The sequence below is a fragment of the Legionella bononiensis genome, from assembly GCF_016786215.1.
GTDB lineage: Bacteria > Pseudomonadota > Gammaproteobacteria > Legionellales > Legionellaceae > Legionella > Legionella bononiensis.
The window spans coordinates 410002-425396 of sequence record NZ_JADOBG010000002.1 but is presented as its reverse complement, the minus strand read 5'-3'; the positions used below and the strand labels follow the sequence as shown (position 1 = coordinate 425396).

Sequence of the window (15395 nt, the reverse complement as noted above, 5' to 3'; positions counted from 1 at the left end):
TATTTATACCAAACCATTTATAACAAACCACTTATATCAAGCGGCGTCATCCTGAACGCAGTGGAGGATCTCCCTCAATGTGGCATTGATTTCATTTCCCAGCCACATTCAGGAGATCCCTCGTTTCACTCGGGATGACGAAGAGATATTAATTAGTTCTATTTATACCAAACCTTTTATAACAAACCACTTATATCAAGCGGCGTCATCCTGAACGCAGTGAAGGATCTCCCTCAATGTGGCATTGAATTCATTTCTCAGCCAGATCTAGTTGATCCCTCTTTAAATCGGGATGACGGTAAAAGAGTTACAGCCCAAACCGGTGATCTGGGCTCAATTGCTTTTAGGCACAAAGATTCCTCAATACGTACTGAAGAATACCACCGTTTTTGTAGTATTCCAGTTCGTCAGCAGTATCGATTCTGCACAGTGCATTAAGATGATCAACTCGACCGTCTTCGCGCTCAATTTTAACAGCTACTTTTGCGCCTGGAGTCAGGGAGTCAGATATCTCAATGCTGACTCGTTCACTGCCATCCAATCCCAGTGTTTTACGTGTCATACCGTCCATGAATTGTAGAGGCAGAACTCCCATGCCAATCAAATTAGAACGGTGAATTCGTTCAAAACTCTCTGTAATAACTGCTTTTACACCCAGTAAATTGGTTCCTTTGGCTGCCCAGTCTCTTGATGAACCTGTTCCATACTCTTTACCGGCAATCACAACCAAATCATGATGCTCAGCCTGATAGAGCATTGATGCATCATATATAGGCATCACATCTCCAGTAGGAATGTAACGAGTTATGCCACCTTCCTGACCAGGGGTCATTTCATTGCGAATACGAATATTGGCAAAAGTACCTCTCATCATGACTTCATGATTTCCCCGACGTGAACCATAGGAGTTGAAGTCTTTTTCACTAACTCCTTTTGATTTTAGATACAGTCCAGCAGGAGAACTTGCTTTGATGGAACCAGCAGGTGAAATATGGTCTGTTGTTATGGAATCACCAAAAAGAGCCAGAATATAAGCCTGTTTAATGGGTTTAATCGCATCAGGTTTCGCTTTCAGGTTTTCAAAGAAAGGTGGGTGCTGAATGTACGTTGAATCAGGATTCCATTCATACGTTTTACCTGTACTTGTTTTAATGGCTTGCCAATGACTATCACCCTGAAATACCTCAGCATATTCTTTACGGAACATTCCACCAGTTACTTTTGCAACTTCAAGAGCTACCTCAGCGTTAGTAGGCCAGATATCCTTCAAAAAGACATCTTTGCCATCGGCACCTGTTCCTAAAGGGTCCTTGCTTAAGTCCATACAGGTTGAACCGCATAACGCATACGCCACGACTAATGGAGGTGAAGCCAACCAGTTTGCGCGAACCTGAGGATGAACACGACCTTCAAAATTGCGATTTCCAGATAGAACAGCAGAAACAACCAGATCATTGTCAGTAATACAGTGAGCAATTGCATCAGGTAGCGGACCAGAGTTACCGATACAGGTAGTACAACCATAGCCAACCAGATTAAAGCCCAGTTGATCCAGATAGGTTTGCAACCCCGCTTGTTTCAAATAATCGGTAACTACTTTGGAGCCGGGAGCTAAAGAGGATTTTACCCAGGGCTTACGTTGTAACCCTTTTTCAATAGCTTTTTTGGCAACGAGTCCCGCAGCCATTAGTACGCTTGGATTAGAGGTATTAGTGCAACTGGTAATTGCGGCAATGACCACATTACCATGTTTCATTTTAAACTCTTTGTTTTTAACGTCGAACTCAGAATTGCTCTCTGATTCTTTACCTGTTTCTTTTAAGAAATGATTGAACTCAACAGGCAGGGAGGTTAAATTGACTTTGTCCTGGGGTCTTTTAGGACCAGCCAACGATGGCTCAACTGTATCCAGATCCAAATGCAGGGTATCCGTAAATACGGGGTCTTCGCTGTCTTTGTCATACCACATGCCCTGGGCTTTTGCATAAGCTTCGACTAAAGCAATAGTATGGTGATCGCGTCCTGTCAGTTCCAGGTACCGGATGGTTTCTTTATCGACAGGGAAGAAACCACAGGTTGCCCCATATTCTGGCGCCATATTGGAGATGGTTGCTCTATCAGCAAGTGGCAAGTCATTTAATCCAGGACCATAAAATTCTACAAATTTACCGACTACTCCTTTTTTTCGGAGCATTTGAGTGACAGTGAGTACTAGGTCGGTAGCGGTAATGCCTTCTTTTAATTTACCTGATAACTTAAAGCCAATAACTTCGGGAATTAACATGGAAACAGGTTGTCCCAGCATTGCTGCTTCAGCTTCGATACCTCCAACTCCCCAACCAAGAACCCCTAAACCATTGATCATGGTTGTGTGTGAGTCTGTACCTACTAATGTATCTGGATAGGCGTATAAATGACCTTCACTTTCACTGCTCCAGACGGTTTTCCCCAAATATTCCAGGTTCACCTGATGGCAAATACCTGTACCTGGAGGGACAACCTGAAAATTGGAAAACGCTTTTTGCCCCCAACGGAGAAATTCATAGCGCTCATTATTTCGTTCCATCTCAATTTCAGTATTTATTTCAAGGGAGTCTTTTGTGCCAAATTTATCCACCATAACGGAGTGATCTATGACTAAATCTACTGGGGAAAGTGGAGAAATTTTATCGGCGTTTCCACCCATTTTGACAATCGCAGTACGCATGGCTGCCAAATCAACTACAGCAGGAACTCCAGTGAAGTCCTGCATGAGAACGCGTGCTGGTCTGAATGCAATTTCATGCTGTGAGGTTTTCGTTTGCAACCAGTCTGCGATAGCTTTTATATCTTTGGTTGTAACGGTATTATCATCTTCGAAGCGTAATAAATTTTCAAAGAGCACTTTAAGCGAATACGGTAAACGGCTAATCCCTTTGAAATTTTTGTTTTCAGCTTCTTTCAAGCTGTAATAATGATAGGTTTTACCATCAACTTTTAATTCACTTTTTGTTGATAGACTGTCATGACCTACTTTCATAAAAGAACTCCCAAAATCAAAAAAATAATAATAGCTTAAATTTAGGAATTTTTCATGAGGTCTTTTAACCTATACCTTATCTATTTCAGAGCAACGGTACAATTAATTGTCTTTGCGATCATTAGCGTGTCAATCAGCACGGTCAACCAAGATGGCGTCACTATCTCTTACGATGCATAGATTGGAGAGGAAGACTCAGGTATGTCACATTCATCGGTAAAAACAAGATCGGGTCTCATGAGTTGAGCAGCTAAATGGAATAGAGTTCTTTCTTCAGCTTTTTTCCTGGTTGTATCTGGAGATTCAGGAGTCATTAGATAGAAACAGCTTGGAAACAAAAGGGTTATAGCCATGGAAAGGAATATGGCGCCTATAGCCGGATTGAATATAAAAGCAGGTATTGTGGCCGCCAATAAAGCAACTCCAATTCCCATTGTGGCGATTGCTGAATTCTGCAGCAAAGGATTAGGTTTCATCGTGTCTTCTATTCCCACAGGATAATATTTAAATCGGTGGTAATTGATAATTGCGGCGGATGCATTTTCGGGAGATTTCAGGCAATGTAATAATGTTTTTGCAAATCTGTTGTATTGGATTAATACTTGTACTTTCTCATAAATACTGTGTTGTTCACTTAATAGTTCTTTTTCAAAATCGCTTATTCTACTCTTTAGTTCACTCAGAAACAGTGCTTTTTCCTTTGAAGGAATGTTTTTGAGTAAGTTGATTGCTCTGCTGATTTTATCATCAACTTCTTGTTTGGTGAGCGCAGGTGAAAATAAAAATCCATTCATATTGGAATACTCATAAGCTGTTTTTAGATGAAGGCTATCACTAGTTTTTCAGGTACAGTAGATGTCTTTACAGAGATTTACACCGAAGAAATATTACTTAACGTTACTTTGATTTTTTTTGCGTAATGTTTGCAATTGGTATGAATATTGCAACTAATGGGAACAGAAGACAAGGAGTGTCAATATGATTGATTTGAATAATCTTATTCTCGATTCATTTAAGTTATCCGATGTTAGTGGAGCAGCTCAGGAACAAATAAAATCAGTTGAATCACTGGAGACTAAAGAAGAACAAAGTGATGATCAATTAAACGAGACAATAATTGACCCTGGTTCGTTTATATTATTGTTTACTGAATTATTATTAAATGATTCTGCTAAAAAAGATGCTCTTCCCGAAGGAATGAATTCTAAAAATACCGATTTAATTAATGAGAATGTGAGCGAGGCCAAAGTAGATACTGTGAGTGTGGTTTTTTCAGGTACTAAAGATCAGGCTGTATTGGAAGGTATCAGTCAGGCTCTACCCCAAGGCGATAAATTGACTGAATCAGTCAATTTATCGCCTTTACCAACTGACAGTCTGGATTCTAATATTGCTCTTACCTGGATAGATTCGGACCAATTTGAACCACCATTGTCTGCCTCTACAGATCCAGAGATGTATGATGATTCCGAGACCAAAGGTGTCGAGCAGTTGTTCGTCGATAAAAGCAACAAGCGTTTGGAGCAACAGTACTTAAATGATCAATTGACTCAAACTGATTTAATGTCTAATGAGAATATTGATTCTCAGCAGGTTGAATATGCTCCAGTTATTGAAAGTAAAGATCGTTTTATCAATGATTTAAAAAATGGTTCTATTAACTCATTAATTAATAAGCCAGGCAGTGACCGGTTCATTGTGGATCAGAACATTCAGTCAGAACATACTTTATTAAATAACAACCAGCATGTTACTCCTCAACCTGAACTATTCAATAATCAGTTTTCTAATTATTCAACAGATGCAGATAAAACGAAACATATTGACATATCATTGCCCTTAAGTAATGCTCAATGGGCTGATAAATTTTCTGAGCACATCATTTGGTTAGGGCATCATGGTGTTAAAAGTGCTGTAATCAAACTCAATCCTGAAGATTTAGGGCCATTGGAAATTAGTGTTAAAGTGGTTAAGGATTCTGCTTCTGTGAATATTACCAGTCATAGCAATCATGTACGGGATATTGTAGATCAGGCCTTGCCGCGATTAAGAGAGCTGATGGCGGATCAAGGGCTGGATTTGGCAGAGGTCACTGTAGGAATGGATGGGAATTCACATCAGTCAGAACAAAACCCAAATGGTTTTGTGAAAGAAGAAACGCGGCAGGAGATTGAAGAGGGGGCATTAATTACTCCACTTAAAAAGCAATCTTCCAAAGGAATAATAGACTATTTTGCATGATGCAGTTGGTCTTTACGAACGAATTGATGTTGTTAAAAGGGAGTTTACAACAATGCGCAGTAATAAATTTCGAGATTGGTTGAATCAAATGGGTAATCAGCAGTTTTTTTTCAACCCGATTTGTTCAGAACAGCTTGATATTGTATTAACAGATAAAACAGTTCAAAAATCAATAGCCAGATCTAAAAAGAATCAACTGTTGTACAGTTATGTTGAAAGTAAAATTGTATCTGACTATGCGTCGATTATTGACTGCAAGTTAAGAGAAGTATTTTATAAACTGAGCTTAGACGATTTCAGAGATCCTAAAGGGTTTGAATGTAAGGATAAATCCAGCTTCAACCAATTTAATTATTTCGAAATAAGAAACAAGTTGGAGTTTTTTCTAAAACAGGACATCCAGCAACATCATGCTAGACCCGATGCGAAACTGAATGCGTTCAGGCGATGGATCGATATATCGGATGTACTGTTAAGACGCCATTGTTACGAAGGCTTTTTGTTGGTTTTTACTAATTTGCAATTGATAGCAAGCCCCAACTTAATTAAAGGTTTACCTCAGGGAACTCAAAATACTTATCATGAGTTATGTCAGTTAAATTCACCCAATAAAAATCATCTTGCTTTGAGACATTTTATTAAAAACAATTCAAATGAAACCGATTTTTCACCCTTAATTTTTACTTATCATGCGATTGCTGTGATCAATGAATCCATCCTTCACATCAGAGAACAGGATATTGTATTGAAAAGCAGGAAGAAGGAGGTACGCAGAGAAATTCATCGTTTGCAAAAGGAAATGGATACCGACGACTTCAAAAAACTCCATAAGTTAGTCGAGAATCGAGAGCATATTCCTAGTTATTTGAAATATGGGAATCGTTATATAATCAGTTTGTTGCGAGAAATCAAAAGAATACCTAAAGACCTGGAAAATAATCAAAAGATAGTGTGTGAGCAAACAGAACAGCGCACGAATTTAATCAACACAATAGCAAAAGAACAGAGGTTTAAAGGTAAAACTTTGCCAGATTATCTTGAGAAGACCTGTAATCGTATAAGCTTTCGTTATAATAAGCAAAATCTTGAGCGAAATCTGGGTATAGTAACCAAGGAGCCAGTTAGCCCTCGAGATACCGCTCCATCCAGGTTATATTCTCACTCGTTACTGCCTTCATTTTGGCACAGAAAAGGGAAGTCAGCTGAGCAACATTGGAATGAGACCTTTACACCAAGTTGTTTACATTCCAGGTAAGCTTGGGACTTAAGAGTTTGAGGATTAAAATCAATTTGGTTAACAACGTTGTCTGCATTGTATCGTGAGCCCCGTCCATTTATCGATCAAGCAACGTCGCTGACAGCTATAACCAATATATTTCCATCCCGTCCAGTAAGCGCCTCGTATGGGTTGTACAGGCGCAACATGGATCACCGCTGGATTTCTGCTGTAACTATGATATCCAATAAAATAAGCCAATTGGGTGCTTTGGGGTATTAGAGAATTGGTGTTAGCCCGTGCATGATCGCTATAAAATAAATTGATTAAAAGAATAATAAATACAATATGACTGTATTCTGCTAAGGACATAAACTTATTATTCATTGTTTCTGCCTTAAACTTATTATTTTATCAAAATTATAGACTAATCCAGCTCAAAATGCGCAATATATGTTCACATACCCCGATCTGTAGCGAGGCTTGGAAACACCATTACAAAGCATAATAAAAGTATTTCTTTTCATAGCCGAGACGAGTAGCATAACTTCATTTAAAATTTAAGGTGATCAGCATGCCAGGGAAAATCATTTTTATTACTGGATGTTCGAGTGGAATAGGATATGACGCTGTTTTTGCTCTTAATAAAAGAGGGCATCGAGTTATCGCTTCATGCCGTAAAAGCACGGATGTGAACAAATTGATAGCGGCAGGTATAGAAACACTTCTTATGGATGTGAGTGACTCATCATCCATCACAAGCGCATGTTCTGAATTATTTAAACTCACTTCAGGTCGTATCGATGTTTTAATTAATAATGCAGGTTATGGTCAGGCAGGTGCCTTGGAGGATATCAGTCGAACGGTCATTCGCCAACAGTTTGAAACCAATGTCTTTGGGTTATTGGAACTTACAAATCTGATTGTGCCTGTAATGAGAAAGCAGGGCAGTGGACGAATTATTAATATAAGCTCAATCCTGGGAATTATCAGTATGCCTATGCGAGGCGCTTATAATGCTTCGAAGTATGCTGTTGAAGGACTAAGCGATACACTTAGATTGGAACTCCAATCATCTGGTATCGATGTCATTAGTATTGAGCCTGGCCCAATTGACAGTCGATTTAGAGATAATGCAGTCGATCTAAGTTTGCAACATATTAATCAAAATAACAGTTTTTTTAAAAAACAATATGAGGTGATGCTAACAAGCTACAAACAAAATAAAGCCGATTCAGTGTTTACCAAAAAACCGGTTGCTGTAATTAATAAATTGATACATGCCATTGAAGCAAAAAGGCCAAAAGCAAAATATCCGGTGACTTTTCCTGCGTATTTATTTATCTTTTTGAAACGAATTCTTAGTACCCGCTTGCTTGATAAAATAATACTTAAATTATCGAAGAAGGAATTATCCTAGCTTGAAATGGAGAGTAGTACTCACTACCAGCTTAATGATTAATCATTATTAAAGTGAATATCAGTGAAAAATCTCTGAAATTGAACCATTATAAAGGCATTTGTGATTTTTGGTATTCCAACTCCGCTTTTTTGGACAGGCACGGAAATTTATTTCTGAATTTGATGCATCAAGTTTATTCCGCAGAAAGACCTGTTTAAATTCCATGGTAGAGCTCGGAGATTAATCTAAAAAAACCTTAAAAAGGTTTGATTTATTCATGTTTATAAATGCAGTCAAGCCTTCAAAAATCATATGGTTTATTAAGTACCCAATCTAATTATTAATTAATCAAAAAAATTTATTAAAAAAGGAAGAAAAATATTGATTTCTTTGCTAATATCTTAATGGGTCAAAATAAAAACCTTTAACTATCAAGGAAGTAATATTATGAAAAAATCAACAATGGCTGTAGCTGCACTGTTAACTGCTTTATCTTCAGCTCCTATGGTTTCTGTAGCATATGCTGATGATACATCTACTCCTGCTGCTGCTACTTGTACTGGCTGTAAAGGCTGCAAAGGTTGTCAAGGCTGCAAAGGTTGCAAAGGTTGTAAAGGTTGCAAAGGCTGTCAAGGTTGCAAAGGTTGTGGCGGTTGCAGTGGTGACTAGTAATTAGTTTGTTCAAACAAAGAGGTAGTTTTAACTACCTCTTTCTTTTATGTAGCAATAAATATGACAACTGATTCAAATTTTGTTTTACCCCAGTTAAGTAAATGGAGGAAGAACGTTTTTTTGGGTTATGCAACCCAGGTTCTTGAAGCCCAACAGCAAATGATTACTCCGAAAGGAAAAAACATACTTCATTATACGCTCAGAAAGAAACGCAAACATGAGCGAATGAGTCATTACCCAAAGGGTGATCGAATAGATCATTCAACAGGTTCTCAGTATTTTTATCATTGCCATAGAGAAAATTATGAAAGTACTGAACATGGTCACTTCCATTGTTTTATCCGATACAAACACATACCCAAAAGAATTAAACCGGCTGCTTTGCCCGATTGGGATAAATATATAGATAATCCTATGACTCATCTGGTCGCGATCGGGATGAACAAATTCGGATTACCTATACGACTTTTTACGGTTAATCGATGGGTTACCTCTGAAGTATGGTATGACGCAGAGCATATTTCCTATTTTCTGAAACGTTACAAGATGACTTTGACGGACGATCCATATTGGCAGGTTTTAGATAGATGGCTTGAAGGAATGCTGCATTTGTTCTCTCCTCAGATTGAGTGGCTGCATAAAGCTCGAGATGAACAGATGAAAATTCATCAGGCTAAAGATCCAACGGCTAATCCTTATATGGATTATGAGCTTGAAGAGTTATCAGAAATACCTATTGATTTGAAAAAACAGATTGAATGGATAATTAGTTGAATAGGTGATAAAAATAGTTACGAAAAATCTGAAATTTAATTGCTTCAAACCCAGATAAACCGATACAATACGCACAAATTCCGAGATAAATAAAACAGTATTGTTTTTCTGGGTATTATCAGAATGACTTTATCGTTTGAATATTGGGGGAGCGATTAGTCAGACTAATCCTTCATAAGTTAATACTTTCTTGTCTAAGGGATTCATGCAAAAGCCTACTGAAACTCTTGATTTTTCCATGTTATCGCGAGAAGAAATCGCGCAAACACTTCGTGACCATAACCTTAACCTCTCTGTTGATGAAGCTTTAACCATTCAAAACGAATTTCTTAAACGAGCACCCAGTCATGCTGAATGTGTTTTATGGTCAATTCAAGGTTCAGAACACTGTTCTTATAAAAGCAGCCGCGTTCATTTAAAACAGTTCGTTACAGATGCTCCGAATGTAATCCTTGGCGCAAAGGAAGACGCCGGTATTGTTTCAGTAGTACGAGACAATCAAGGTCATCGTTACGGCATTATTATCAGTCATGAGTCTCACAATCATCCTTCTCAGATTGTGCCTTATGAAGGTGCAGCTACAGGAGTTGGTGGAAACGTGAGAGACGTTTGCTGTATGGGAGGAGAGGTTATCGCTGTAGCGGACAGTTTACGCTTTGGGGATATTAATCGCTCTCATACGCACTGGATTCAAGATGGTGTAGTAGCCGGTATTGCTGGATATGGAAATCCATTAGGTATACCCAATATTGCTGGTGATGTGTATTACGATGCTGCATACAATGAAAACTGCCTAGTTACCGTGGTCACTTTAGGAATAGTAAGAGAAGATCATATTATTCACTCTTACGCTCCTGAAAATGCAGATGATTACGTGTTTATCCTTGTTGGGAAACCAACTGATAACAGTGGATTTGGAGGCGCCAGTTTTGCTTCAACGACTTTGGAAGAGGATTCCCGTGAGAAAAACAAGGGAGCAGTACAAGAGCCTAATGCTTTTTTGCAACGCCATATACTCAAAGCGAATTATGCTTTGTTTAAAATACTTAGGGATAAAAATCTGATTGATCGAGTAGGATTTAAGGATTTAGGCGCTGGAGGTGTCGCGTGTGCCAGTATAGAGCTTGCTGAAGCCGGTGGTTCATATGGCGCTGAGATTGACTTGGAACAAGTACCAACAGGTATGCCCGGTTTATACCCATCCGTTATTTTGTGCTCTGAAACTCAAGAGCGCTTTATGTGGGTTGTGCCTCCTGATCTGGTTGATATGGTATTGAATCACTACAACCAAACTTTTGCACTTCCAAAAGTATCTGAGGGTGCTTGTGCTGCAGTAGTTGGTAAAATTCGAACTGATGGCCTCTATGTAGTCAATTATCAGGGAAAAGAATTAGTCAGGGCAAAAGTACCTGATGTGACCAAAGGCATAGTGTATAACAGACCTTTTGTTTCCAGACAGCAGAAATGTACAGAGCCAGATTTGCCTAAACCAGTAAATTTGAATCGGATTTTATTAACATTATTAGCGCATGAAAATATCGCCTCAAGAGCGCCAGTATTTGAAACTTATGACAAACAGGTACAGGGACGAACCTTTATAGAAGCAGGTTGGGCTGACGCTGGCGTAATGCAACCCTTTAATGAGGATAAATATCCTGAGGAAATTCGCAAAACAGGAATCGCATTATCTCTGGATCAAAATCCTCGTTATAATAAAATTGATGCTTATTGGGGAGCAGTAAACGCAGTTATTGAGTCAGTTCGTAATATTACTGCGGTTGGCGCTAATCCGGTAGCACTTACTGATTGTCTGTGTTTTGGTAATCCGGAAAAACCCGAACAGATGGGCGAGTTTGTCGATTCGGTACGCGGTATTGTTGATGCCTGTGCTGCAATTAAATTAAAAGAATATCCTGACTCTTCATTACCGGTGATTGCCGGTAATGTTTCTTTATATAATGAATCCTCTAAAGGTTCTATACCGCCCAGTCCAATGATCAGTTGTCTAGGGGTTATACCTGATATTGAATGTTCCATTACTTTTGATTTTAAAAAGAGTAGCAGCCTGCTTATATTAGTTGGTGAACGAAAAGATGAGTGCGGTGGCAGTGTGTATTATCAGTTGTTTGATCAGTTAGGGTCTCAAGTACCTCAACCTGATTTAAAGACAATTACTGATGAAATTCAGGCAGTATCAGAAGCCATTCAGCAAGGACTGGTTTTGTCTGCACATGATATCTCCGAAGGGGGTGTAGCAGTAGCATTGGCTGAAATGAGCTTTAAGAATTTAATCGGACTCAACGTCGTAATCCCTGGAACTTTACCTGTTGAAAAACTATTATTTTCCGAAAGTGGTGGCTTTGTTTTAGAAGTAGCTCCGGAACACCGCACACAAATTGATACGATTTTTAGCAAATATCAGATTGCCTACATGACTATCGGTCATACTGTGGAGAAGCCTTATATTTCCATAAACTCTGAAATTAACCTGTCAGTTAATGAAGCAAAACACGCCTGGGAACATGGTCTTAGAGAGAGATTATTATAATGACTACTATCAATTATAAAACTGCCGGTGTTGATATTGAAGCGGGTAACGAGGCTGTAAGACGAATCAAACGTAATGTAGAGAAGACTTTTTCACCACAGGTTTTAACAGGTATTGGCAGCTTTGGGGCTATGTATGATTTAAAGCCATTGATGGAGCATTACAAACATCCCATTATGGTTCAAAGTATTGATGGCGTTGGTACAAAAATGATAGTAGCTCGAATGATGCAAAAATTTGACACTATTGGCATTGATTTGGTAAGTGCTACAACAAATGACATCATTGTACTTGGTGCTAAACCTTTAACTCTTTTGGACTATATCGCAACAGATCGTTTAAAGCCGGAAAATATCGAAGAAATAATTATTGGCATGACTAAAGCCTGTCTTGAAAATGAGATCTCTCTGGTTGGTGGCGAAACTGCTGAAATGCCAGACACTTATTTAAAAGGTGAGCATGATTTGGTCGGCATTATCACGGGTGTTGTCGAAAAAGAGGCCGCTGTTCTCGGTACTGATATTGTACCCGGTGATGTAGTAATGGCCTTCTCATCCAGCGGGTTGCACACCAATGGGTACTCTCTTGCACGGAAATTATTTTTTGATTTAGGTGGATATACTGTTGATTCTAAAATACCTGAATTGGCTCAGACGGTTGGTGAAGCATTATTAGCACCTCATATCAATTATACTAAGCCTGTCCTTCATATGTTAAATCAAAAAATCAACATTAAAGGGATGGCTCATATCAGCGGTGGTGGCGTATTAGAGAATATCCCCAGGATTTTGCCTGCACACTGCGCGGTAGAAATTCAGAAAAATAAATGTCCGGTCTTACCTGTTTTTAATGTATTAAAATCTTTGGGCCATCTGGATGATCATGAATTGTACCGAACTTTTAATATGGGGGTTGGTCTGGTAATGATAGTAGCCCCAGATGTAGTTGATGAAATGCGAGCCGTATTAAAAACGTATGCTGATTTTCCACTATTCGAGATAGGTAAAGTTGTATCCGGTACTTCTGCTGTGAGATTAATCTAATGAAGATTGCTATAGTTCAATTTCCTGGATCCAATTGCGAAAGGGAAACCATGCTTGCTGTGAAACGAGCAGGAATGATACCCATTGAATTTTTATGGAATGAATCACATACCAAATTGCGAGAGATGGATGGCTATGTGATAGTGGGTGGCTTTTCTTATGAAGACCGCTCCCGAGCAGGAATCATCGCTGCTCTGGATCCGGTAATGAAGGAAATTCGAATACAGAGTGAGCTGGGTAAACCTGTATTGGGAATTTGTAATGGCGCTCAAATTTTAGTTGAAACAGGAATGGTGCCAGGATTAAAAAATAATCAACCAGGAATGGCTCTTACTGAAAATCGACGTATTCTTGATGGAAAGATACTGGGAACCGGCTTTTATAATAACTGGATACATATGCGTCCAGCCGCTCATTCCCCAAGTAATGCGTTTACACGACATTTAACGGAACAATCGATATTATCCGTACCGATAGCACATGCTGAGGGGCGATTTGTAATTCCAGAACAACTGGCGCAAGAAATTGTGAATGAAGGACTAAATGTATTTCAGTATTGTGACGAAAAGGGAGATATTATTGATAACTTCCCAGTCAATCCTAATGGATCAGTGCTTAATACAGCAGCAGTGATGAATAAGTCAGGGAACGTGATGGCTATGATGCCTCATCCCGAACGAACATCGGCGGGAGATGCTCTATTTTTATCGATGAAAGATTACATACTAGAGCATAAAGAATTTGTACCCAGTGAGTTGGCTTATATTCCTGAACCAATAAAAGTACCTACCTATTCAAAAGAACAGCAAGGATATGAGCTCTTGGTACATTATATTATAACCGATAATCATGCTTTAACTGTACAAAATACCTTAAGGCAATCAGGCCTACCAGTGCGGGTCAGCAGGATTGTTCATTGGCAAATTAATTGCCAATCATCTGAACTTGTAGAACAAATAAAGCAAACAGGTGTTTTATATAATACGCGTAAAGAATACCTAGTTGAGCCTGAACAAGTATCCAGAGAATCCAGTATCGCTCTTTTAGTTAAACCTAAAGATGATCTGTACGGACAGCAAAAAAAGCAGATGCTTTTGGATCATTTTTCACTTGATGGTATAGAAGAGATACAGCACGGTATTCTGTGGATTTTTGAAACTGAACACGATAAGATTGCCGACCTTAAGGAATTGATATTTAATTCAAATATTATTTTTAATCCATATGCCCATGTCTGCTATGAATATTAAAGCTCCTGATAAAAATGCGATAATTGCTGCAATGCCCTATTGTTTGACCGAAACGGATTTTACCTTTGGTACAAAATATAAAGGAAAAGTTCGTGATACTTACGACTTGGGGGATAAATTAATTCTTGTAACTACTGACCGGCAAAGTGCATTTGATCGATTACTGGCCTCAGTTCCTTATAAAGGTCAGGTATTAAATTTGACTTCAGTCTGGTGGTTTAAGAATACTCAATCAATAGTTCCAAATCATTTAATCGCTGTTCCCGATCCCAATGTGGTAATTGCTAAAAAATGTAACGTTTTTCCTATCGAATTTGTTGTAAGGGGATTTATTTCTGGCACAACAAGTACTTCGCTGTGGACTCAATATCAAAAAGGAATCCGCGAGTATTGTGGTTTGTCTTTTCCAGAAGGATTACAGAAAAATCAAAAATTACCGGTACCCATTCTGACTCCAACTACTAAAGAAAATGACCATGACCGTCCAATAAGTCCAAAAGAAATCGTTTCAGAAGGCTGGATGACTCAAGCCGATTGGGATGAAGCCAGTTCTTATGCATTGAAATTATTTCTACATGGAATGGAAGTTGCTGCTCAGCATGGTCTTATTCTGGTTGATACCAAATATGAATTTGGTCGTGATCAGGAAGGCAATATTGTTCTTGTCGATGAAATTCATACGCCTGATTCAAGTCGTTACTGGTTGTCTTCCAGTTATAGAGAGCGATTTGATGCTGGAAAAGAACCTGAAAATATCGATAAAGAATTTCTGCGATTATGGTTTGTGGAGCATTGTGATCCTTATAACGATAAAGAATTACCCAAAGCTCCAAAAAAATTAATTGTTACTTTGGCTGAGCGGTACATTCAGCTTTATGAAATGATTACTCAAGAGACGTTTGTTTATGAAAAAACTCCTGGCCCGGTGCAGCAGAGAATAATCAACAATATTGAGCAGTGGCTAAGTTAGTGTTTTCAAAATAGAACAGTTTGGGGGATGAAGAGCAGGGCGTAACGAACAACAAAATTCGGAACATTATTGAAATCCATTCCGAATGAGCATGAAACCGCTTACTGACATTACGTTAAAAAGATAATTTATCCTATTGTAGCCCGTATTAGCGTAGCGTAATACGGGGAGTCAATGGAATCTGTTATCACTTCGATCTCGTATTTCGTGACGCTAATACGGGCAACGATGTTACTTAATCGCAGTGGTACGATTTGTTC

The 15395-nt window shown here is 38.7% G+C and carries 12 protein-coding genes; 9 read left to right on the top strand and 3 right to left on the bottom strand.

Features of this window, described 5'->3' with window-relative positions:
- Positions 1-343 precede the first annotated feature (343 nt).
- Together acnA and IZU94_RS02955 are read right to left on the bottom strand one after the other, a co-directional pair.
- Complete coding sequence (acnA, locus tag IZU94_RS02960) at positions 344-3019, bottom strand: aconitate hydratase AcnA (RefSeq protein WP_203107837.1); 2676 nt, start codon at positions 3017-3019, stop codon at positions 344-346.
- A 167-nt stretch (positions 3020-3186) separates the two neighbouring features.
- On the bottom strand, positions 3187-3813 hold the full coding sequence (locus tag IZU94_RS02955; RefSeq protein ID WP_203107836.1) for a lpg1689 family Dot/Icm T4SS effector: 627 nt from the start codon (positions 3811-3813) through the stop codon (positions 3187-3189).
- A gap of 184 nt (positions 3814-3997) precedes the next feature.
- On the opposite strand from IZU94_RS02955, the gene IZU94_RS02950 reads away from it, so the two are divergent.
- Both IZU94_RS02950 and IZU94_RS02945 read left to right on the top strand, forming a co-directional pair.
- Positions 3998-5260 carry a flagellar hook-length control protein FliK gene (locus tag IZU94_RS02950; RefSeq protein WP_203107833.1) on the top strand — a complete coding sequence of 421 codons (1263 nt, stop codon included), beginning with the start codon at positions 3998-4000 and terminating at the stop codon, positions 5258-5260.
- 52 nt (positions 5261-5312) lie between these two features.
- Positions 5313-6515, top strand: coding sequence for a hypothetical protein (locus tag IZU94_RS02945; protein ID WP_203107831.1), 1203 nt, complete (start codon positions 5313-5315; stop codon positions 6513-6515).
- A gap of 39 nt (positions 6516-6554) precedes the next feature.
- Here IZU94_RS02945 and IZU94_RS02940 read toward each other — a convergent pair whose 3' ends face one another.
- The gene (locus IZU94_RS02940; RefSeq protein WP_203107829.1) at positions 6555-6863 is read right to left on the bottom strand and encodes a hypothetical protein; all 309 of its coding nucleotides are present in this window, start codon (positions 6861-6863) and stop codon (positions 6555-6557) included.
- A gap of 187 nt (positions 6864-7050) precedes the next feature.
- Here IZU94_RS02940 and IZU94_RS02935 point away from each other — a divergent pair, with 187 nt between their 5' ends.
- From IZU94_RS02935 to IZU94_RS02905, 7 genes are all read left to right on the top strand, one after another.
- Positions 7051-7896, top strand: a complete 846-nt coding sequence (locus IZU94_RS02935) for an SDR family NAD(P)-dependent oxidoreductase (RefSeq protein ID WP_203107827.1) — start codon at positions 7051-7053, stop codon at positions 7894-7896.
- 429 nt (positions 7897-8325) lie between these two features.
- Positions 8326-8547 (top strand): hypothetical protein, encoded by a 222-nt coding sequence (locus IZU94_RS02930; protein WP_203107825.1) that lies wholly within the window; start codon positions 8326-8328, stop codon positions 8545-8547.
- 63 nt (positions 8548-8610) lie between these two features.
- A complete protein-coding gene (locus IZU94_RS02925; RefSeq protein WP_203107823.1) occupies positions 8611-9324 on the top strand; it encodes a DUF6969 family protein in 714 nt (237 codons plus the stop codon).
- Between the two features lie 205 nt (positions 9325-9529).
- Positions 9530-11872 carry a phosphoribosylformylglycinamidine synthase subunit PurL gene (purL, locus tag IZU94_RS02920; protein WP_203107821.1) on the top strand — a complete coding sequence of 781 codons (2343 nt, stop codon included), beginning with the start codon at positions 9530-9532 and terminating at the stop codon, positions 11870-11872.
- A complete protein-coding gene (purM, locus tag IZU94_RS02915) occupies positions 11872-12915 on the top strand; it encodes a phosphoribosylformylglycinamidine cyclo-ligase (protein ID WP_203107819.1) in 1044 nt (347 codons plus the stop codon). The genes purL and purM overlap by 1 nt, the downstream gene beginning before the upstream one ends.
- Positions 12915-14165: a phosphoribosylformylglycinamidine synthase I gene (gene purQ / locus IZU94_RS02910; RefSeq protein WP_203107817.1), complete on the top strand. Its 1251-nt coding sequence runs from the start codon at positions 12915-12917 to the stop codon at positions 14163-14165. The genes purM and purQ overlap by 1 nt, the downstream gene beginning before the upstream one ends.
- The gene (locus tag IZU94_RS02905; protein ID WP_238400478.1) at positions 14155-15135 is read left to right on the top strand and encodes a phosphoribosylaminoimidazolesuccinocarboxamide synthase; all 981 of its coding nucleotides are present in this window, start codon (positions 14155-14157) and stop codon (positions 15133-15135) included. Before purQ ends, IZU94_RS02905 begins: the two co-directional genes overlap by 11 nt.
- Positions 15136-15395 lie beyond the last annotated feature (260 nt).

Coding starts and splice junctions, on each gene's coding strand:
- acnA (WP_203107837.1), bottom strand. CDS start 3,019: ATGAAAGTAGGTCATGACAGTCTATCAACAAAAAGTGAATTAAAAGTT.
- IZU94_RS02955 (WP_203107836.1), bottom strand. CDS start 3,813: ATGAATGGATTTTTATTTTCACCTGCGCTCACCAAACAAGAAGTTGAT.
- IZU94_RS02950 (WP_203107833.1), top strand. CDS start 3,998: ATGATTGATTTGAATAATCTTATTCTCGATTCATTTAAGTTATCCGAT.
- IZU94_RS02945 (WP_203107831.1), top strand. CDS start 5,313: ATGCGCAGTAATAAATTTCGAGATTGGTTGAATCAAATGGGTAATCAG.
- IZU94_RS02940 (WP_203107829.1), bottom strand. CDS start 6,863: ATGAATAATAAGTTTATGTCCTTAGCAGAATACAGTCATATTGTATTT.
- IZU94_RS02935 (WP_203107827.1), top strand. CDS start 7,051: ATGCCAGGGAAAATCATTTTTATTACTGGATGTTCGAGTGGAATAGGA.
- IZU94_RS02930 (WP_203107825.1), top strand. CDS start 8,326: ATGAAAAAATCAACAATGGCTGTAGCTGCACTGTTAACTGCTTTATCT.
- IZU94_RS02925 (WP_203107823.1), top strand. CDS start 8,611: ATGACAACTGATTCAAATTTTGTTTTACCCCAGTTAAGTAAATGGAGG.
- purL (WP_203107821.1), top strand. CDS start 9,530: ATGCAAAAGCCTACTGAAACTCTTGATTTTTCCATGTTATCGCGAGAA.
- purM (WP_203107819.1), top strand. CDS start 11,872: ATGACTACTATCAATTATAAAACTGCCGGTGTTGATATTGAAGCGGGT.
- purQ (WP_203107817.1), top strand. CDS start 12,915: ATGAAGATTGCTATAGTTCAATTTCCTGGATCCAATTGCGAAAGGGAA.
- IZU94_RS02905 (WP_238400478.1), top strand. CDS start 14,155: ATGAATATTAAAGCTCCTGATAAAAATGCGATAATTGCTGCAATGCCC.